Origin of the sequence: Thalassobacillus sp. B23F22_16 (genome assembly GCF_043496955.1) — a bacterium.
GTDB classification, from domain to species: Bacteria; Bacillota; Bacilli; order Bacillales; family Halobacillaceae; genus Thalassobacillus; species Thalassobacillus devorans_A.
Map to the genome: position 1 here is coordinate 37,436 of NZ_JBIEKD010000023.1, position 19,094 is coordinate 56,529.

A 19,094-nucleotide genomic window follows, 5' to 3' on the forward strand; every position below is an offset into this window, starting at 1 on the left:
CATGTCATTAAATAAAACATTGCAAGAGCGTGTAGAAAAGATTTCCCAGGGGGGAGCGGACAAGTACCATCAAAAAAACAGTGAAAAAGGAAAAATGTTTGTCCGGGAACGGCTATCCCTATTATTTGATGAAGGAATGGATATTGAAGATGCATTCTTTGCCAACTGCATGGACGATTCCTTACCATCAGATGGCGTGGTCACCGGAATAGGGAAAATCAATGGCCAGAAAGTATGCGTCATGGCAAATGATTCGACAGTAAAAGCCGGGTCATGGGGAGCAAGGACTGTGGAGAAGATTATTCGTATTCAGGAAACGGCATTGAAATTGCAAATCCCGATGCTTTATCTTGTCGACTCTGCAGGTGCCCGGATAACTGATCAAGTAGAAATGTTCCCGGGCAGAAGAGGAGCGGGAAGAATTTTTCATAATCAGATCAAACTATCCGGTCGTGTACCGCAAGTTTGTCTGTTGTTTGGCCCATCTGCTGCCGGAGGAGCTTACATACCTGCATTTTGTGATATCGTCGTCATGGTCGATGGTAATGCGTCGATGTACCTTGGCTCTCCACGAATGGCAGAAAAAGTAATTGGAGAGAAGGTCACGCTGGAGGAAATGGGTGGCGCACGTATGCATTGTTCTGTTTCCGGCTGCGGGGATGTGCTGGCAAAATCGGAAGAAGAAGCGATTGCTTATGCCAGGGATTATATGAGCTATTTCCCAGCTAATTATACATCCAACCCGCCATCCGCAGAATCTAAGGAACCCACAGAAAACGATAAGTCTATTCATGATTTAATTCCAGAGAACCAGAATGCTCCGTTTGATATGTATCAGTTTATCGACCGGCTGATTGATGAAGGTTCTTTTTGTGAAATCAAGAAAATGTTTGCTCCTGAATTAGTTACTGGTCTGGCAAGAATCGACGGGAGACCAGTAGGGATCATCGCTAACCAGCCGAGAGCAAAGGGCGGGGTGCTGTTTCCTGACTCTGCCGACAAAGCGGCAAAATTCATACAGCTGTGTGATGCTTTCAATATACCATTACTTTTCCTGGCTGACATTCCTGGCTTCATGATCGGCACACGAGTCGAACGGGCAGGAATAATCAGACACGGGGCTAAAATGTTGTCTGCCATGAGTGAAGCGACTGTACCAAAAATCTCTGTCATCGTAAGGAAAGCCTATGGCGCAGGTCTTTACGCTATGGCTGGTCCTGCCTTTGAACCAGACTGTTGTCTTGCACTGCCGAGTGCACAAATAGCTGTCATGGGGCCTGAAGCGGCGGTCAATGCTGTTTATGCAAATAAAATTGCAGAGCTGCCTGAAGAGGAGCGCCCGGCTTTCATCAAAGCTAAACACGAGGAATACAAAGAGAATATTGATATATACCGGTTGGCATCAGAAATGGTAGTTGATGCAATCGTCCAGCCCGACGAGTTGAGAAAAGAATTAATCAACCGTTATGATACCTACGTTACAAAAGATGTCCAATTTACCGAACGAAAGCATGGTGTATATCCTGTTTAAACAAAACAGTTATTAAACAGTATAAAACCGATGTCCTGCATGGACATCGGTTTTTTTAGCCGGTATGTTCATTTTTATAAAGCGTAGATTCTTTAATCGCTTTTTGGCGTGCTTCACTTTGTAATCTGTTTTTATCTCGGCTGATTTTTTCGTCACGTTTTAAGCCGGCGAGATACAACTCATCTCTTTTCATTTGATATTTTTGTTTTGTTTTCGAAAAGATTTTTGGATAACGGCTGGTATCTTTGGAGTGGGAACCAGCCACTCTTTTTTTACCGGCAAATAAGTTACCGACGAAGAATCCTGCAACAACAGAGCCGATGATACCAGCAGTATTTGAGTTCTTGTCTTTTTCCGTCATGCTGATATTTCTTCCTTGTCAATTTCTTTTAATGCTTTTCGTTTTTCTTTGAAATAATATCCTAATGCCAGGGCTCCATACAAGCCGCCTAAATCTTGTCTTCTTGTCATATCTTTTCCTTCATTTGTATCCTTTTTCATTGCCATTGTGACATCGACAAGGGAAGAGGACAGCTTTCTGGAAGACTCACCGATATCTCCTAAGATATAGAAAAGCGGGCTTAACGCTGCGATTTTTTTATTGACGTCTGCTAAGGTGTCATTACTATGATTTAGCAACTGTCCTGTTTCTTTCATCACATCATCCAATTGGTCCGGAAGCCGCTCTACCGTCTTATCCACACCGGATAATACTTTCGATAGATTATTCAGGGTGCGTGCGAGAAAGATTGATCCTACTAAAAAGGCAATTCCCATTAGTAATACTCCGATTCCTGTTAAACTCAAAGTTCATCCCTCATTTCTTAATTATTATAATGTTGTTGAGTCCTATTGCTGGTACGTTTCCATTTTGCAAAAAGGTTTGTCAGTGCTTCTCCCCATCTTACCGCTTTGACAATGGAGTCATTCTGATTTTTGGTATGATAGGTGAAGTTTGCTGAAGCCTTGTTCAAGCCATGGTTCAGATTGTCAACCGAATCACCGACATTCTGAAGCGAATCAAATAATGCATTAGTAGAATCCACTTTATGGTGAATATCCTCTGCTAAGTAATTAGATTTGTTGATCAGGTGTTCTGATTCTTTAGTAATACCCCTCATTTGTGTCTCCAGACTTCCTACCGTACCGTCAAGATTCTTCATTGTCTTATTGACACTAATCAATGTTTTAACAATGAATGCTACGACAAGGGCAAAAGACAAGGCCATGATAAATACTCCTATATATACTAAATCCATCGGCTCTCTTCACCTCCTAAATTACCACTTCCCTGTACCTGCCACCGTAAAACGCTTTTCGACAGTAAAAATCAAATATTTTGCAGAGTTAGTAGAAAATGATTAAAGATAAGTGAAAATGGGGTAGAGAAATAGAAGGTGCAACTAATGGAGGTGGAAAACTGTGAAAAAAATGATGAATTATATGAAATCAGTAATCAAAGAATTTCAAAATGACGATGTACCTGTATTAGCAGCCGCCCAGGCATACTATTACTTACTATCCATCGTACCTATGCTGATCCTGCTTTTCTCTATCATTCCTTACTTAGGCATTCAACCAAACGAGGCAGTTAACTTTATGAAAAATGTATTGCCAGCGGAAACAGCTTCAGCTTTGGAAGAAAATATTATCTCGATTGTTTCCGAACCTAATGGTGGATTGTTGTCCGTTGGTATTATCGGTACAATCTGGTCAGCATCAAATGGACTCAACGCTTTTATAAAATCTTCCAATATAGCGTATAACGTGGAAGAGTCGCGCTCATTCATTAAAGTGCGTTTACTCTCGATCGGATTGACGCTTGGGATGATCGTTGCCATTGTGGTAGCACTAGTTCTTCCGGTCTTTGGAAGAGTAATTTTCGATTTTATCCAAAGAGTTTTGTTCATACCAGATCAGCTGATGATTATCCTGGAAATTGCCCGCTGGGTCGTCAGTATTCTGGTGATGAGTCTGATATTAATGCTGTTATATCGATTTGCTCCTAACAGGTATATACCATTCAAAGAGATCATTCCTGGAGCTATCATCACGTCGGTATTGTGGATGTTAATTTCTTTAGGATTTTCTTTCTATGTAAGTAATTTCGGAAGTTATTCTGCCACATATGGAAGTTTAGGAGGGCTGATCATTTTAATGATCTGGTTCTTCCTGACTGGTCTAATATTGGTTGTCGGTGCAGAAATAAATGTAGTCTATCATCGGAAGAAGCACGGATTAAAAAGAAGACAAGATTCATGGTAAAAATTAAAAACAGCGACAGCAGATTTTACCGCTGTCGCTGTTTTTACGTTAGACCCCTCGTTTGTTTCCCCATAGCAAGGCATGAAGCTGGGGAAGGACGCGTACTTTATTCAGACCCGGAGACTCCATGACTTGATCTACCAGCCATTCATACTTGTTTAATAGTTTCATAGCAATAGCTTGATCATTTGTTTCTTCCAGATCATCGTTTCCTACCTGAACGTAGAAAGATATCCCAGGATAACGTCTATGAACGTATTCTGCATATGATAAATCCTCCTCATTAAAAATAACTACTTTCAAACTCGTGTGGAGGAGCCTGTCATTATCTTTCAGTTGGCTGATAATGTAGTCCAACTTCTCCCAATCCGTTTTCATATGGGAACTTGGTGGTTTTGGGGATATAGTAAGGTCATCAATAGCAAGAAACCAATCCTGCCAGCGGCTTCCTTGTGTTTCCAAGGCGACTTCTATACCTCGTTCTTTTAATAGACCAATCAATTGATCCAGATAAGGGAAGAGGGCAGGGTTACCTCCGGATATAGTTACATGGTCGAATTTATTGCCACCGGCTTGATCCAATACCTTTATTATTTCTTCCGCATCCATGCGCTTGATTTCCTCTTTGGCGCTTCCATCCCAGGTAAAGGCTGAATCACACCAGGAACAACTGTAATCACATCCGGCTGTCCGGACGAACATCGTTTTCCTGCCTATGACCATCCCTTCTCCCTGGATCGTTGGTCCAAAAATCTCCAAGACAGGGAGTTTAGTCATTTTCCATCCACTCCCGTCTTACTTCAGCAAAACTAGTCGGCGTTTCATATAGCTTGATGAACTCAACACGAGAGCCATCATTTTCTTTTGTGAGTGCATGGTCCATTTGCTCATATATCCAGACAACCATGTTTTCAGCTGTTGTGTTCATAGGAGGGAGCGTGTCATTCAGGTATCGATGATCCAAATGGATTTCAATTTGTTCTTTCCATATTTTCTTTATATCGCCAAAGTCTATCACTATACCGATATCATCCACATAACCGCTGATACCGAAGACAACTTTATACGTGTGCCCGTGGAGGTTTTTACACTTTCCTTCATAACAATGAAGGTGATGGGCAGCATCAAAGGTGAATTCCTTGCTGACCATGACCCGTTTGTTATGATACTTCAGCTCGTGGCGTTTGATATCCTCATCGATTTTCTGAAGTTTTTCTACGATCGTAAAACCATAATTGGAGAGTGTCATCAAACATCCGCTCCTTCACGCTGTTGTAGATACTTTTCAAGTCCCTGATTGCGTAGCTTGCAGGCCGGGCATTCTCCGCATCCGCTGCCAATTACGCCATTATAACAAGTCAACGTGTGATGGCGAACGAAGTCAAAAGCTTCGAGTTCATCTGCGAGCTGCCATGTTTCAGCTTTATCCAGCCACATTAGCGGTGTATGGATTACAAAAGAATCATCCATGGACAAGTTCAGCGTCACATTCAAGGATTTGATGAACACATCCCGACAGTCCGGATAGCCGCTGAAATCTGTTTCACATACCCCAGTGATAATATGTTTGGCCCCAATTTGCCGCGCAACAATTCCTGCGAATGATAAGAACAGCAGGTTACGGCCAGGAACGAAAGTAGAAGGGAGGGAGTCACCTTTGCCATCTTCCACTTCGATTTCTTTGTGGGTCAGTGCATTAGGAGAAAGCTGGCTTAATAAAGACATATCCAGGATTCTATGCTTTACATTAAGTTTTTCTGTAATTGCTTTTGCAACTTCCACTTCTTCTTCGTGGCGTTGATTATAATGAAAGGTGACAGCTTCTACTTCATCGAATTTCTCCAATGCCCAGAACAAGCATGTAGTGCTGTCCTGGCCACCGCTGAATATGACCACCGCTTTTTCTTTTTTCATAAAAAAATTCTCCTTTCCGTGAAAAAGAGAATTCTACTCACCCGTTACAAGCATAAAATAAACTAAAAAACCATACCTAAGGGATAGGTATAGTTCCATCCTTAGTTTTTTATAGAGGGTGTAGCTAGAACCTCTCCTGCGATAAAAACGCAGACTTTTATTAGATTTTTAACGTAAACAGTATAACAGAAGAAATGGTTCCTGTCATGATAAAAAATGCCAGGCCACTATTGGAATTCAGCTCGATTTCTTATATACTATAGGGGGTTAGCCGCCAGGGGAATACAATAGAGAAAGAGGCTTAAAAGAGAGAGATGAGCAAACGGCTAGAAAAGAAAAAGATTAAAGCTTTAGTTGCAGAGACATTGCGGAATATTCACATTCCACTCGATTTTCATCTTGAAAAGACAAATGTAAACATGATATATGATTTCATTCAAAACAAGCTGATAATTGATGTGGAACGGCTAAGAAAAGCCCGTAAAGAAATGAGAAAGCCGGTTACACTTGAAGCATACGTGCAGGCATTAGTACTGCATGAGACTGGACATTATTTAGATCAGGAGGCATTATGGGAGTCCGTTCAAAGAACAATTGAAATACATAAAAAGAAAAGGGAAGTCCCATATTTTGAACGGGCCAAAGACCTGGAGTTATTTCAATTGGATATCGAAGAACATGAGATGGACTACACATTTGAAGAAACCGCCTGGCGCAATGCTGCAAAATTGAACGAAAAATATGGTATTGTCGATGAAGAAAGCTTTGAGAACGTTAAATTCGAAAGTTTATTAAGCTATACAGCTGTCTATAACCGTGACTTATTGATTTATCAAAGTTTATTAAAAGAAGACTCTGGCAAACACCTGGCTGTCTAATAAAATCCCCCTGAACCATTCATAAGGTTCAGGGGGATTGTTCATGTTCAGGAGAGGGATGCAGACTTGCCAAGTTCACGGATTTCGTCTACTGCCTGCGGATTCTCCAGGGCACTTAAATCACCGGATGCTTCGTTGAGGTATGCAGATTTGATCGCTCTTCGCATCACTTTAGCATTCCTCGTTTTAGGGAGGTCAGAGACAACATGGACGACGTTTGGCGCCAATGCTTTCCCCAATTTATCATTCAGGTGATTTGAAATATCCTTAAGCAATGCATCGCTTTTTTCATAATCTGGTCGTAATACAACAAATCCCACGGCTTCCTGGCCTTTCACTTCATGGGGAACGCCGATTACACCAGCTTCCACCACTGCCTCATGTTCTACCAGGACTGATTCCACCTCAGAAGGACCAAGTCGTTTCCCGGCCACGTTCAATACATCATCCGAGCGGCCTGTAATCGTATAGAAGCCATCCTCGTCATGAATAACCCAGTCCCCATGCACCCAGGTATCTTTGAAGCGGCTCCAATAGGCTTTTTCGTAGCGGTCATTTTCTTTATAAAAGCCGTTTGTCATCCCCACCCAGGGCTGGCGGAGAACTAGCTCGCCGACATCATTTTTCACTGATTTCCCTTTTTCATCAAAAACACCAACGTCCATGCCAGGCAAAGCGGCGTTGAATGACACAGGATTGATCGGTTTAACCAGCACATTCCCGAAAATACCTCCGGAGATTTCCGTACCACCGGAATAATTAAAAATTGGAACCTTCGATTTTCCTGCATGTTCAAACAACCAGCGCCAAGGCTCCGGATTCCATGGTTCCCCTGTAGAGCCAATCATTTTTAATGACGAGAGATTATGTTTATTGATCCACTGCTCCCCATGTTTCATCAGGGAACGTACAAGCGTAGGGGAGATTCCCAGATGGGTCACCGTATACCGGTCGACGAGCTCCCAAAGCCTGTATGGTTCAGGGTAGTCAGGCGTTCCTTCAAACATGACGATCGACGCACCATTAACTAATCCTCCGTACACTAAGAAGGGCCCCATCATCCAGCCCATATCGGTATACCAGAAAAGCGTATCCTTGTCGGTCACATCCATACATATTCCTGCATCGAAGGCAGCCTTAATAGGAAATCCACCGTGTGTATGAAGGGCACCTTTTGGTTTTCCGGTTGTCCCGGAAGTATAAATGATCATATAAGGATCATGGGCATACGTCACTTTTGTTTTGTAATCGTTTTCATTTCTGAGCAGACGATTCCAGTCCACATGAAGATTGTCATCCCAGTCGACAGCACGGTCTGCCCGATTGACCACCACCACATGCTGCAGGCTTGGAGATTCAGCGGCTGCACGATCAGCTTCCTCTTTCATAGCAACCACTTTACCACGGCGGTAAAATCCATCAGCTGTTATGATCGCTTTTGCTTCGGAGGCATTAACCCTGGTTGCAATTGCTTCTGCTTTATAACCGGAGAAAGCGGGGGAGAAGATGGCACCAACTTTAGAGACAGCAAGCATGGCAATCAATGTTTCCGGAAGCATCGGCATATAGATGGTAACAACATCTTTTTCCTGTATCCCCAATCGTTCCAGACCATGGGCACAGGCATTTACTTTAGCATATAAGTCAGCAAAGGTGTATGTTTCGGTATCTCCATTGTCACCTTCCCAATATAAAGCAACTTTATTTTCAGTTGCTGGATTTAACGCCCATTTATCAAGCGCGTTATGAACGACATTCATTTTTCCACCAACAAACCAATCAGGATATTTAATTCCATTGGCAAGGTTAAGCGTCTCTTTATAGGGCTCATACCACTCCATATTCAATTCGTTTACCGCCTCATCCCAAAACCAGGCGATGTCTTCGATTGATTTTTGGTAAAAGTCATCATAAGAGTTGTATCCATGTTTTTGCATCCACTGATAAAGCCGTGTCGATTTTTTAAAGTCTTCTGCAGGTGTCCAGGCAGGTTGTTGTGTTTTCACAGTGATTCCTCCTTAAACCAAGAAAATTCAGAAAGTTCTACTTTTAATTATAACGGATTGTGTAATAATAAGAAACTTTCGTGTGGTAATTCCTGTTAAACAGGTAATATTAATAGTTGTGAGGTTTAATGATATTAAATGCCGGGGTATAGGGATAAGCGTGAAAGAAGCAAGTAATGTTTCTTTTACAAAAGTTTAACTAAGATATCATTACCAATTTTTCAGAAAACAATGTTATTCTATTATGGAGTAATGATTAGGACAAGGTAGTAGGAGGGAAATTATGCGAATTGTAGTAGCAGGGGGAGACGGTTTTTGTGGTTGGCCGACCGCATTGCACCTATCAAATCAAGGCCATGAAGTATCAATCGTTGATAACCTATCACGCAGAAAATGGGACGATGAACTTCATTCTAATTCAGTAACACCAATTGCTTCCTTAGAAGACAGAGTAGAAAAATGGAAGGAACTTACCGGCAAAGAAATTAAAACCTTCATTGGGGATCTTAATCATTATGATTTCCTCCGTGAAGTTTTCAGGCAGACAGAACCAGAGGCATTTGTTCATTTTGCCGAGCAGCGTTCTGCTCCTTATTCCATGATTGACCGTGAACATGCTGTATTCACACAACAGAATAATGTAATCGGTAATTTGAATGTACTGTACGCGATTAAAGAATTAGCCCCTGAGTGTCATTTAATTAAACTAGGGACAATGGGGGAATATGGAGCACCTAACATTGACATTGAAGAAGGATATATAGAAATAGAACATAACGGACGTAAAGATGTCCTGCCATATCCAAAACAGCCTGGTTCTTTCTATCATCTATCAAAGGTACATGACAGCCACAATATTATGTTTGCCTGTAAAATATGGGGAATCCGTGCGACTGACTTAAACCAGGGGATCGTTTATGGTCTACATACAAACGAAACCAAAATGGATCCGATGCTGGTCAATCGCGTGGATTATGATGGTGTGTTTGGTACTGCCTTGAACCGTTTTCTGATCCAGGCAGCTACCGGTCATGACTTGACGGTGTATGGTTCAGGAAAGCAGACAAGGTCATTCCTTAACATCGAGGATACAGTGCGTTGTGTACAAATTGCAGCAGAAAATCCTGCTGATAAAGGGGAGTTCCGGGTATTCAACCAATTCACCGAATACTTCTCGGTTAAAGAACTGGCTGATAAAGTTCAAAAAATAGCGAAAGAAAAAGGCTTGAAGACAGAAATTGCTTATCTGGAAAACCCACGCATTGAACCGGAAGACCATTACTATCACGCTGTAAACACGAGACTTCGCGAACTGGGGCTGGAGCCGCATTTATTGACGGACGAGGTACTGCATGATATTTTACAGACAGTAATTGAGCATAAAGATCGAGTAATCAAAGAGAACGTACTACCATCCATTACCTGGAAGTAAGGAGCAGCCGTTTTGAAAATCGCAATCATAACTGAAACATTCCTGCCCTCCACAGATGGAGTGGTGACTAGACTGAAAGAAGCAATCAAACACTTACAAAAAGAAAATAATGAAGTCATAGTTATCGCCCCTGACCTTGGCGTCACGGAATATGAAGGTGCGATTGTGGAAGGAGTCAAAACGACCAGGATGCCTTTTTACAGGTCACGGGAGTTTTCGATGCCACAAAGAAAGGTGAAGGATCTTTTAATGAAACACGAGCCGGACCTGGTTCATGTGGTGAACCCTGCTCTGGTTGGTGTATCTGGTGTGTATTATGCCAGTAAATTAGGTTATCCATTGTTAGCTTCCTATCATACTCATGTGCCGAAATATCTTGATTACTATCGACTATATCCGTTCAAACCATTAGTATGGTGGTATTTCAAAAAACTCCATAGTTATGCTGATTTGAATTTATGCACCTCTAAAGCAATCCAGCAAGAACTGATGGAGAAAAAGATTCCAAATGTCCATGTATGGGACAGAGGAGTTGCAATTGACAAATACCATCCCGACTATCAGGATACTGATATGCGCGAACGTCTTTCAGGAGGCAAACCGGAAAATACACTATTAGTATTTGTCGGTAGATTAGCTCCTGAAAAGGAAATCCACAAGCTTAAGCCGTTGTTGGATAAACGAAATGACATATCTTTAGCAATTGTTGGTGATGGTCCAGTACGGGATCAGCTGGAGAAAACTTTCAAAGGTACCTATACGACGTTCGCCGGTTTCCTTCATGGGGAAGAATTATCCCAGGCATTTGCATCAGGAGATGCTTTTATCTTTCCATCGGTTACAGAAACATTAGGATTAGTCATTTTAGAAGCGATGGCATCAGGACTACCGGTTATTGCGGCTAAGAGCGGGCCGACGATGGAGCAGGTAGAGGATGGACGCACTGGTCTGCTTTTTGAGAATGAGAACACGGAAAGCCTGATAACAGCCATCGAGAAAATCGAAGATCCCGAATTGCATAAGCGATTGAGTGAAAATGCAAAAAAAGAAGCTGAAAAATTCAGTTGGCAGAAGCCTTCGGAGCAGATTTTAGAATTCTATTATCAAACAGTTAGAGAGCATCAGAAAAGCCAGGTAAATGCTCCAAAAAAGAGCAAACTTAACGTATCTGAATAAAACAAATGTTTATTCCGCTGGCCGGATATACCAATTCCGGTCAGCTTTTATTTGGTGAAGTTTTGTCGAAATATGTCTGTAGTTACGCAAAGTAGAAATAGGAGGGAGGAGCCGATCATCCATAGAAAGCTATAAGGCTATTCTGTACATAAATGTAGTTTTAGCAGCGAAAAAAAACAAAAAACATAAACCGACGAGCAATAACCAGGGATAAAATCATAGAACATTCTCACTTCCAACTTAGTAGCAACTCCGAAACATAAATTCAAAACATTATCTTTAACGCAAGTAAAAATCCTTGACAGGAAACTTAAAAAAGAAGCTGGAAAAAAAGAAAAACCTCACAGCAAAAACTAGCATACTAAAAAGGATCTGGTTGTGCAAACATATCTTAGATCCAGCCAAAGGAAAAACGGTGAGAGTGTAATTAGAGATGCTAAAAATTTAATCTCAAGTGAATTAAATAAATTGATTCAGAAAATAAATAGTATTGATAAAAGAAGAAAAAAATGCCGTAAAATAATATGGAATTAAGTATTTAATTTCATTTTCTATCTCAATATCTTAAGTATACTTGGTGATTGAGACATAAAATGTTATTTTGATATAACTTCCGATAATAAGTATTATGTAAACTAAGAAAATGAAAAAGTATCCATAGTTACTATCCCCTGGTTTCTATATAACTTTCAGTAAAAATATCCTCCTCTATAATCCCAATCATTTTATGGATAATAACTTCGTATAAAATACCACCGGAACTATATTTATGATCTAGGTTATTTCTGATAAGGTCATCATTCCCTTAATAAATTCTCTGTATAAATAATAAGGACGAATGCCTATGCAATTTCGTCCTTATATGATTATTTTACTCGCGTATTTACTTATAGAGATTTTCTCTTTCTCTTAATCCGTATTCTTTCTGCTTCCCGTCTCTTGCTTATAGGATTGAAACGTTCTTTAAACCTTTCTATATCCGTTTGATAATTATTTGTGTGAGACCCTGTCATTGTGCTGCATGTGCAAGATTTATTCCTATTCACACGGCTTCCCCTCGACTCATGGTGAGGTCTCTGAGTGGCTTTTTTCTTGTTAGCATTAATCATTGGACTGGAATTGATTTCTTTGACAACCCTGTCTAAGAGGCTATTGGATTGCCGAGTATTTTGTTTCTTTTTTGCAAAATTTGATGGAAAAGCTTTTCTTCCTGCTTGAGAATTTACCTGTTCATTCTTTTGATCAGGAGTTACTTCATTTGTTGTATTTCTTTCCGAAGTACTGGAACTGCTATCTGGCGTCTCCGAACTGTGTTCTTCAACTTCAAAATTAGCATCCACATTAATTTTAGGAAACGGCCGGTATACCTTTTCAGTTTCCGTATTTTCTAAATCCTTTTTGGCAGTGATGGTTTTATCAGGTTCTTTACTTGGAAGGTTATAATCGATCATCTCATATTCTCCAAATGGCATGTTCTTTACTTCATCCCAAACAGTTGAAATATTACTGACTACCCGATCCCAGGTGTAATGTTTTTCAGCGAGGGAACGGCCATACCTTCCCATTTCTTTCCCCTTATCTGGATTGTTCAGCAGGTAAGACAGGTGTTCAACAAACTCCCCTGAATCTTCCGGATTTTCGACTACAATACCATTCTGATAAGGTTCGATTACTTCTGTATTCCCTCCCCGGTCAGTTGTGACAATCGGCAAAGCTGCAGCCATCGCCTCATAATGCACACGGGCAAGTGGCTCCTGCCATTGCGAAGTACAAACAAAGATATCCGAGGCAACAAACCATTCCTGAATTTTGTCTGGAGAGACGAAACCTGTTTGGATCACCGGAATCGGCAGTCTTTCTGCAAGGGCGCGAACGTAAGCAATATAATCCGTCACCGAGTTATCACTGAACCATTTACTCCCCATAACAACTAAAGCTATATCCTCATGGTTTTCGGCTAAATCAGGAATTGCGCGGATCAGTACGTCGATTCCCTTATTAGGTGAGAGCCGTCCGGCGTACAAAATAACTTTTTTGGAAGTGAGATTATGCTCATTACGAATTCTAGTTCTTAATTCTTGCGCCTCGGATGAGTAGGATGGAACAAAGCGATCCAGGTCCACTCCGGAATATATGGTTTGAAGTTTTGATTCAGCTTCAGGAAAGAAATGGGCAATTGTTCGGCCGATGTAATTACTTATCGTAATTATTTTATCTACATTCTTGACAACAATGGTCCCTTCTTCCGGATCGAGTTTTTCTGGTTTGAACATATCATTATGCATACTTAAAATGATTTTGGAATCCGGAGCTAATGCACGGACAGCATTTACGAGTCGGGGGCGATTAAAAATGTGGATCAAATCGTATTGTTCAGCGGATGCCTTCAGGAATTCGACTACATTATCACGATAAATATCTAACTGACCCCCTTCTATCCTGCAATAGCGGATGTCATCCTGTATTTCATCGTCTGGAAGTGAATCATCACTTCTTCCCAGTACGGTAATTTGATGGTTCTTCTTCAAGTCAGGTAATGCCCCAGCAATATACGTCTGAATCGCTCCTCCTTTGATCGGGGGAACTGGCAATTTTTCGGTACAAATAATTAAAACTTTCATTTAAGTGATAAGCCTCCTTTCCTGTCTTTCGCTAATTCATCCAATACTGGCCATTTTGTTTTTTCCAATTCATTAATAAACTGTAGTTGCTGATTGAATTCTTCTGTCATAAAAGTAGTCGGAGAGTATACGATTGGCTTGAGCTCTTTATAAAAAGAGTTCGGCAGCGATAAGTCGATGAGCAGCATTTCATATTCTTCATCAGAAATTGGATTTGCTGTGTTGTAGGATTGTATCATCTCCCGAATATAATCAGCATCCCACTTTCCTATAGCATCCATTCGGTCGATAATCAGCTTCCTTAAGTCGCGAATAGCAATATCAAAAGATACACCATCAAGGTCAATTACCCACATTAATGGAACCAGACTGCGCCCCTTATCTTATACCAAACCAAAACCATTACTTCCCGTTTCTAATCGTCCAGTCATCAGCTATGGCCTGGAACAACTGGCTAAAATGGGCATTAAAGATATCGGTCTCGTTATCCAGCCACAGCAAGAAGAAATCTTCCATGAACATTTATATGCTTATGCAGAAAAAAAGAACCTGAGACTTCACTATATTCCTCAACATCGCCCATGCAGTGGCACAAGCAGAAGATTTCCTGGGGTCTGACTCGTTTGTACTATTATTGGGCGATAACTTGATTGATGATTCATTACAAAAATTAAAAGACTCCTTCCAACAAACATCTGCACACGGCACAGTATTAGTGACAAAAGTCAGTAAACCACAAGACTACGGTATAGCAGATATCAAAGACAATATGATTGTCCGGGTAGAAGAAAAACCGGTAAAGCCAAAATCAAATCTCGCTGTCATAGGAGCCTATATTTTCAAGTCTTCTATTTTCAATGCAATCCACTCGATAACCCCTTCTGCAAGAGGAGAGTATGAAATCACGGATGCCATTCAATGGATGATCGACCATCAATACGATATCAATTATGTAAAAACTACTAAACCAACGTTTGACGTCGGAACAATTGATCGCTGGCTCAAAGCAAACCAGTGGATGCTCAAACAGCATGGGATTTCAACAGACGCTGAGTTTCTTGATGAAAAACCTAATAATAATGTAATTATACCGCCGGTAGTAATCGGAGATAACTGCACCATCGAAGATTCAGTAATCGGTCCCTATGTATCGATTGAAGCCAATACGATCATTAAAAAAAGCATAGTTAGAAACAGTATCATTTTAAAAGGTTGTCATATCGAAAACATGCCCTATGAAATCACAGACAGTATATTAGGCGAAAGAACCAAACTGTTCGGCAAGTATATGAATGATAATACCATCCAAGTGGTCTTTGGAGATGAATCTAAATTCTTCCTTTCCAGCGATAAGGAATCAAAAGATAAGGGGTCTGAGTGAGATTGATTTCGTGTAACTCCCACTCCCGGACATTCCAGGGACGTCACTACCTTGAGAAGTGAGGTGAAACTATGATACTGGTTACTGGAGCGGCTGGATTTATTGGTTTTCATCTATCTAAACAGCTGCTGAGCAATGGCCAAACAGTCATTGGTATTGATAATATGAACGATTACTACAGTGTGGAATTGAAAAAAGATCGCCTGAGATTATTAAACCATAGTAACTTTAAGTTTGAACAAATCGACCGCGAAGATAGAAACGCTATCACGCAGCTTTTTGAAAAATACAAACCTTCCATCGTCATTGACCTGGCTGCCCAAGCCGGGGTACGTTACAGCCTGGAGAACCCATATGCTTATATCAATTCTAATATCGTCGGATTCATCAACATACTAGAAGCATGCCGCCATCATCAGGTCGAGCACCTGATTTACGCTTCCTCGAGCTCTGTGTACGGGGCAAACAAAAAAATGCCCTTTTCTGTAGAAGATAATGTTGATCATCCCGTCAGTTTATATGCTGCCACAAAAAAAGCAAACGAATTAATGGCGCATACCTACAGTCATCTCTATGGTTTGCCAACAACTGGTCTTCGTTTCTTCACGGTATACGGGCCATGGGGACGACCTGATATGGCACTCTTCCGCTTTACTAAAGCTATTCTAGAAGGAAAACCAATAGAAGTATATAATAACGGGAATATGCAGCGAGACTTCACTTACATTGATGATATTGTCGAAGGAATCATCCGGCTGCTCGATAAAACACCTAGTCCTGACCCGGAATGGGAGGATAAAACTCCCGCTCCAGGAAGGAGCCACGCTCCCTATAAGATTTACAATATTGGTAACAATCAACCCGTCAGGCTCCTGGATTTTATCACAGCGATAGAAAACAAACTTGGCATAAAAGCCCACAAAAATTTTCTTCCCATGCAGCCCGGAGATGTACCCGCCACATACGCCGATGTAGAGGATTTAATGAGAGACGTTGGATATAAACCAAACACGTCCATTGCAGAGGGTGTCGGCAAGTTCATCGATTGGTATAAATCTTATTACGGGAACGCTTAGAATATTGAACCAAGAGAAAGCTTTTTCAGCTTTCTCTTCGTTTCTATAACAGTATTTTAGTAGTCGACAGCACCCAATTAATCTTCCACTATAGCGCGTGGAATAACATCGCTCTTTTCGATACGTTCTGTTTGTAATATCCGATATCCTTTCCTCTCTAGTTTATCGAACAGTTCATTTAACAGACCTTCATTGACATTAGAAACAGCTATACATAGACGCCTGACAACTTTACTTCCGTCATCATCCATAGTCATTAATCCCTCGATATTAATACCACGTTTATTCAACGATTTCGTTAACTCTGCTACTGCACCTTGTTTTTCCGGTGATACGATGGTAATGATATACTCACCTGATTGAAGCCCGAACGATTGTTCTAACACATCAAACACTTTGTTGTGCGTAAGAATTCCGACAAAGTTCTTCCACTCATCCAGTACAGCGATAAAAGGAAGAGCCTTAACCTGTAGCATTGCCTGCGGAAATGAGGTTTCTTCAAATACAAAAGTATCCATATTATCTAGAAATTTTGTGATTTTCCTGTTGTCATTTGGTGTTTTTCGACTTCTGAAACACTCATTCTCATGACTTTCAATTCTTGAACGAAATAGCATGCCCTGATATTTTCCCCTATCATCGATTACAGGGATGCATCGATAGCCACTTTCATCGAGCTTCTGTTTAGCTTCCTTGATTGTTGCTTCTGCATGGATGGTTACGACATGATGTTTCGGTATAATATTATTTTTAACTAACATCTCATCCCTCCTCCCCTCCATTTTATTCCGAAGTTTATTTTTCATAACCTCTCATGCTTTAATACTGGAACGGATAAAGTTTTCATTAAAAATAGTTCGGGAACACTATAGTAGATAATCGTGTAAGGTGGAGGTTCAACATGTTATTTTTTAAAAGTTGGTCCAGCGTTTTTGACATAATCATAATGGCTGTTATTTTATATCCCTCACTGATTTTGTTGTTGCGTATCTCTGGTAAGCGAACACTGTCAAAAATGAACATGTTTGATCTTGTCATTACAGTTGCTTTAGGTTCAACGGTAGCTACGATACTGCTATCATCTACTGTAACCTTCGTTGATGGAATTACCGCACTAGCCATGTTGATATTGCTTCAGTTCATCGTAACTTGGCTAGGTGTCCGTTCAAGAGCATTCCATTCATTAATTAAAGGGGAACCTCAATTACTCTATTACAATGGCAACTATATAGAATCTGCGTTAAAGAAAGAACGTATCAACCGTGATGAAATAAAACAGGCACTTAGAGCACAAGGCATTGCTTCCTTTAGTCATGTTGAAGCCATCGTGTTAGAAACAGATGGCTCACTTTCCGTAGTAAAGAAAAACAATCAAACTCATGAATTTCATTCTTTATCGGATGTGGAAGGAATACATCATGAAAATTAACCACAAAAAAAGTACACCCGATTAGGTGTACTTTTTGTTATTTTGCTTCTGCTGCTTTTTTCTTACGTTCTTTTTTCACTTGTTTGCTGCGTAATTGGCCACATGCTGCATCAATGTCCGTTCCATTTTCATGACGAATCACACAGTTGATGCCGTTTTTCTTCAACGTATCATAAAAACCTAAAATCGCTTCTTTTTCACTGCGCTGATAGGAATGGTCATCAACTGGATTGTACGGTATCAAGTTGACATAAGATAAATGCCGTTTATCTTTCAACAGTTCAGCCAGCTCTTTCGCTTCTTTCTGATGATCATTGACATCTCGAAGCATGATATATTCAAAAGTGATTCTGCGATTGGTCTTCTCCAAGTAGTAATCAATGGCAGGCATTAATTTATCCAGTGGATAAGCTTTGTTTACCTTCATGATACGTGTACGCAGCTCGTCATTGGGTGCGTGCAGAGAAAGAGCAAGGTTTACTTGTGTATCTTCATCAGCGAATTGATAAATTTTATCTGCTAAACCGCTGGTAGAAACGGTGATTTTTCTAGCACCGATTGCAAGCCCCTTTTGGGAGTTGACGGTACGGATGAAATCCATCGTGTGATCGTAGTTATCGAACGGTTCACCGATACCCATAACAACAATATGACTGACTCGGTCCCCTTGCCCCTTATCATCCAGGGCATGCTGTACATTCATGATTTGTTCGACGATTTCACCACTGGTAAGATCGCGGCTTTTCTTCAAAAGACCACTTGCACAGAAGGAACAGCCGATATTACAGCCAACCTGAGTCGTTACACACACAGATAAGCCATAATGAAAACGCATCAGGACAGTTTCGATCACATTACCATCCTGCAGCTTGAATAGGAACTTGATTGTTCCGTCAGACGATTCCTGCTTCACTTCTTCGCGCAAAGTCTGACTCACAAAATTTTCTTCCAATAGCTGAATGCAATCCTTGTTGACATTGTGCATTTCAGAAAAGCTTTTTACTCGTTTGTTATATAGCCAGTCCCAAACCTGTGATGCACGAAACTTTTTATGTCCGTGTTCCATCAGCCAGTCAGTCAACTGATCAAATGTCATACCATATATAGACTGTTTCATTTATAACCCTCATTTCAATTTTAACCATTCATTCCTACAATACTAGAAGTGTTACCATTTAGCAACAGTTTAATCAGCTTATCCCTTTTATCAGAAGAATTATTAATCTGTTTGGCGACATATTATCTTTTTAAATTAAAAGAGGCTGGGACAAAACCCAGTAATTTAAACAGAAAGTGGTCCGCATCATTTTGATGCGGACCACTCTTTTTATGGTTTTCTTTTATTTTAATAAGAATATAAGGACAACCTCTGATAAAATTAAAGT

General features: G+C 40.7%; 18 protein-coding genes, 1 pseudogene and 1 riboswitch. Of the genes and pseudogenes, 8 read left to right on the forward strand and 11 right to left on the reverse strand.

Annotated elements, in window-relative coordinates; genetic code table 11:
* Position 1 precedes the first annotated feature (1 nt).
* On the forward strand, positions 2-1,531 hold the full coding sequence (locus tag ACGTNI_RS15985) for an acyl-CoA carboxylase subunit beta (protein WP_394463718.1): 1,530 nt from the start codon (positions 2-4) through the stop codon (positions 1,529-1,531).
* Positions 1,532-1,586: 55 nt separating this feature from the next.
* Here the strand turns inward: ACGTNI_RS15985 and ACGTNI_RS15990 are convergent, their stop codons facing one another.
* From ACGTNI_RS15990 to ACGTNI_RS16000, 3 genes are read right to left on the reverse strand one after another with little or no spacing between them, the layout of a single operon-like run.
* Entirely contained in the window at positions 1,587-1,892 is a 306-nt protein-coding gene (locus tag ACGTNI_RS15990) for a hypothetical protein (protein ID WP_394463719.1), read from the reverse strand.
* Positions 1,889-2,338, reverse strand: coding sequence for a DUF948 domain-containing protein (locus ACGTNI_RS15995; protein WP_085508549.1), 450 nt, complete (start codon positions 2,336-2,338; stop codon positions 1,889-1,891). The genes ACGTNI_RS15990 and ACGTNI_RS15995 overlap by 4 nt, the downstream gene beginning before the upstream one ends.
* A gap of 17 nt (positions 2,339-2,355) precedes the next feature.
* Positions 2,356-2,790, reverse strand: coding sequence for a DUF948 domain-containing protein (locus tag ACGTNI_RS16000; RefSeq protein WP_085508551.1), 435 nt, complete (start codon positions 2,788-2,790; stop codon positions 2,356-2,358).
* A gap of 163 nt (positions 2,791-2,953) precedes the next feature.
* On the opposite strand from ACGTNI_RS16000, the gene ACGTNI_RS16005 reads away from it, so the two are divergent.
* Entirely contained in the window at positions 2,954-3,796 is an 843-nt protein-coding gene (locus tag ACGTNI_RS16005) for a YihY/virulence factor BrkB family protein (protein WP_394463720.1), read from the forward strand.
* Between the two features lie 48 nt (positions 3,797-3,844).
* Here the strand turns inward: ACGTNI_RS16005 and queE are convergent, their stop codons facing one another.
* From queE to queC, 3 genes are read right to left on the reverse strand one after another with little or no spacing between them, the layout of a single operon-like run.
* Complete coding sequence (gene queE, locus ACGTNI_RS16010) at positions 3,845-4,573, reverse strand: 7-carboxy-7-deazaguanine synthase QueE (protein WP_394463721.1); 729 nt, start codon at positions 4,571-4,573, stop codon at positions 3,845-3,847.
* A complete protein-coding gene (queD, locus tag ACGTNI_RS16015; protein WP_085508557.1) occupies positions 4,566-5,045 on the reverse strand; it encodes a 6-carboxytetrahydropterin synthase QueD in 480 nt (159 codons plus the stop codon). The genes queE and queD overlap by 8 nt, the downstream gene beginning before the upstream one ends.
* Positions 5,045-5,710, reverse strand: coding sequence for a 7-cyano-7-deazaguanine synthase QueC (queC, locus tag ACGTNI_RS16020; RefSeq protein WP_394463722.1), 666 nt, complete (start codon positions 5,708-5,710; stop codon positions 5,045-5,047). Before queC ends, queD begins: the two co-directional genes overlap by 1 nt.
* Before the next feature lie 95 nt (positions 5,711-5,805).
* Positions 5,806-5,850: riboswitch (PreQ1 riboswitch) on the reverse strand.
* A 174-nt stretch (positions 5,851-6,024) separates the two neighbouring features.
* Between queC and ACGTNI_RS16025 the strand changes: the two genes are divergently transcribed.
* The gene (locus ACGTNI_RS16025) at positions 6,025-6,588 is read left to right on the forward strand and encodes a hypothetical protein (RefSeq protein WP_085508561.1); all 564 of its coding nucleotides are present in this window, start codon (positions 6,025-6,027) and stop codon (positions 6,586-6,588) included.
* 47 nt (positions 6,589-6,635) lie between these two features.
* Here ACGTNI_RS16025 and ACGTNI_RS16030 read toward each other — a convergent pair whose 3' ends face one another.
* Positions 6,636-8,594, reverse strand: coding sequence for an AMP-binding protein (locus ACGTNI_RS16030; RefSeq protein WP_394463723.1), 1,959 nt, complete (start codon positions 8,592-8,594; stop codon positions 6,636-6,638).
* Between the two features lie 283 nt (positions 8,595-8,877).
* On the opposite strand from ACGTNI_RS16030, the gene ACGTNI_RS16035 reads away from it, so the two are divergent.
* Positions 8,878-10,026, forward strand: coding sequence for an NAD-dependent epimerase/dehydratase family protein (locus ACGTNI_RS16035; protein WP_394463724.1), 1,149 nt, complete (start codon positions 8,878-8,880; stop codon positions 10,024-10,026).
* Positions 10,027-10,038: 12 nt separating this feature from the next.
* Positions 10,039-11,202 carry a glycosyltransferase family 4 protein gene (locus tag ACGTNI_RS16040; protein ID WP_394463725.1) on the forward strand — a complete coding sequence of 388 codons (1,164 nt, stop codon included), beginning with the start codon at positions 10,039-10,041 and terminating at the stop codon, positions 11,200-11,202.
* A gap of 887 nt (positions 11,203-12,089) precedes the next feature.
* Here the strand turns inward: ACGTNI_RS16040 and ACGTNI_RS16045 are convergent.
* Positions 12,090-13,823 carry a glycosyltransferase family 4 protein gene (locus ACGTNI_RS16045; RefSeq protein WP_085508568.1) on the reverse strand — a complete coding sequence of 578 codons (1,734 nt, stop codon included), beginning with the start codon at positions 13,821-13,823 and terminating at the stop codon, positions 12,090-12,092.
* On the reverse strand, positions 13,820-14,179 hold the full coding sequence (locus ACGTNI_RS16050; RefSeq protein ID WP_085508570.1) for a protein kinase family protein: 360 nt from the start codon (positions 14,177-14,179) through the stop codon (positions 13,820-13,822). Before ACGTNI_RS16050 ends, ACGTNI_RS16045 begins: the two co-directional genes overlap by 4 nt.
* A gap of 13 nt (positions 14,180-14,192) precedes the next feature.
* Between ACGTNI_RS16050 and ACGTNI_RS16055 the strand changes: the two are divergent.
* A pseudogene (locus ACGTNI_RS16055) lies at positions 14,193-15,204 on the forward strand (sugar phosphate nucleotidyltransferase).
* Positions 15,205-15,275: 71 nt separating this feature from the next.
* Positions 15,276-16,280 carry an NAD-dependent epimerase gene (locus ACGTNI_RS16060; RefSeq protein ID WP_394463726.1) on the forward strand — a complete coding sequence of 335 codons (1,005 nt, stop codon included), beginning with the start codon at positions 15,276-15,278 and terminating at the stop codon, positions 16,278-16,280.
* Between the two features lie 77 nt (positions 16,281-16,357).
* Here ACGTNI_RS16060 and cbpA read toward each other — a convergent pair whose 3' ends face one another.
* Positions 16,358-17,041 (reverse strand): cyclic di-AMP binding protein CbpA, encoded by a 684-nt coding sequence (gene cbpA / locus ACGTNI_RS16065; RefSeq protein WP_394463727.1) that lies wholly within the window; start codon positions 17,039-17,041, stop codon positions 16,358-16,360.
* 185 nt (positions 17,042-17,226) lie between these two features.
* Between cbpA and ACGTNI_RS16070 the strand changes: the two genes are divergently transcribed.
* Positions 17,227-17,709, forward strand: coding sequence for a DUF421 domain-containing protein (locus ACGTNI_RS16070; protein WP_369668781.1), 483 nt, complete (start codon positions 17,227-17,229; stop codon positions 17,707-17,709).
* Positions 17,710-17,746: 37 nt separating this feature from the next.
* Here ACGTNI_RS16070 and rlmN read toward each other — a convergent pair whose 3' ends face one another.
* Entirely contained in the window at positions 17,747-18,826 is a 1,080-nt protein-coding gene (gene rlmN / locus ACGTNI_RS16075; protein WP_394463728.1) for a dual-specificity RNA methyltransferase RlmN, read from the reverse strand.
* Positions 18,827-19,094: the final 268 nt, after the last annotated feature.

Excerpts from the sequence above, each read along its gene's own strand:
- queE (WP_394463721.1), bottom strand. The coding sequence starts at position 4,573 with ATGACTAAACTCCCTGTCTTGGAGATTTTTGGACCAACGATCCAGGGA.
- ACGTNI_RS15990 (WP_394463719.1), bottom strand. The coding sequence starts at position 1,892 with ATGACGGAAAAAGACAAGAACTCAAATACTGCTGGTATCATCGGCTCT.
- ACGTNI_RS16060 (WP_394463726.1), top strand. The coding sequence starts at position 15,276 with ATGATACTGGTTACTGGAGCGGCTGGATTTATTGGTTTTCATCTATCT.
- ACGTNI_RS16025 (WP_085508561.1), top strand. The coding sequence starts at position 6,025 with ATGAGCAAACGGCTAGAAAAGAAAAAGATTAAAGCTTTAGTTGCAGAG.
- ACGTNI_RS16000 (WP_085508551.1), bottom strand. The coding sequence starts at position 2,790 with ATGGATTTAGTATATATAGGAGTATTTATCATGGCCTTGTCTTTTGCC.
- ACGTNI_RS15985 (WP_394463718.1), top strand. The coding sequence starts at position 2 with ATGTCATTAAATAAAACATTGCAAGAGCGTGTAGAAAAGATTTCCCAG.
- cbpA (WP_394463727.1), bottom strand. The coding sequence starts at position 17,041 with ATGTTAGTTAAAAATAATATTATACCGAAACATCATGTCGTAACCATC.
- ACGTNI_RS16070 (WP_369668781.1), top strand. The coding sequence starts at position 17,227 with ATGGCTGTTATTTTATATCCCTCACTGATTTTGTTGTTGCGTATCTCT.
- rlmN (WP_394463728.1), bottom strand. The coding sequence starts at position 18,826 with ATGAAACAGTCTATATATGGTATGACATTTGATCAGTTGACTGACTGG.
- ACGTNI_RS16050 (WP_085508570.1), bottom strand. The coding sequence starts at position 14,179 with ATGTGGGTAATTGACCTTGATGGTGTATCTTTTGATATTGCTATTCGC.
- ACGTNI_RS16045 (WP_085508568.1), bottom strand. The coding sequence starts at position 13,823 with ATGAAAGTTTTAATTATTTGTACCGAAAAATTGCCAGTTCCCCCGATC.
- queC (WP_394463722.1), bottom strand. The coding sequence starts at position 5,710 with ATGAAAAAAGAAAAAGCGGTGGTCATATTCAGCGGTGGCCAGGACAGC.
- ACGTNI_RS16035 (WP_394463724.1), top strand. The coding sequence starts at position 8,878 with ATGCGAATTGTAGTAGCAGGGGGAGACGGTTTTTGTGGTTGGCCGACC.
- queD (WP_085508557.1), bottom strand. The coding sequence starts at position 5,045 with ATGACACTCTCCAATTATGGTTTTACGATCGTAGAAAAACTTCAGAAA.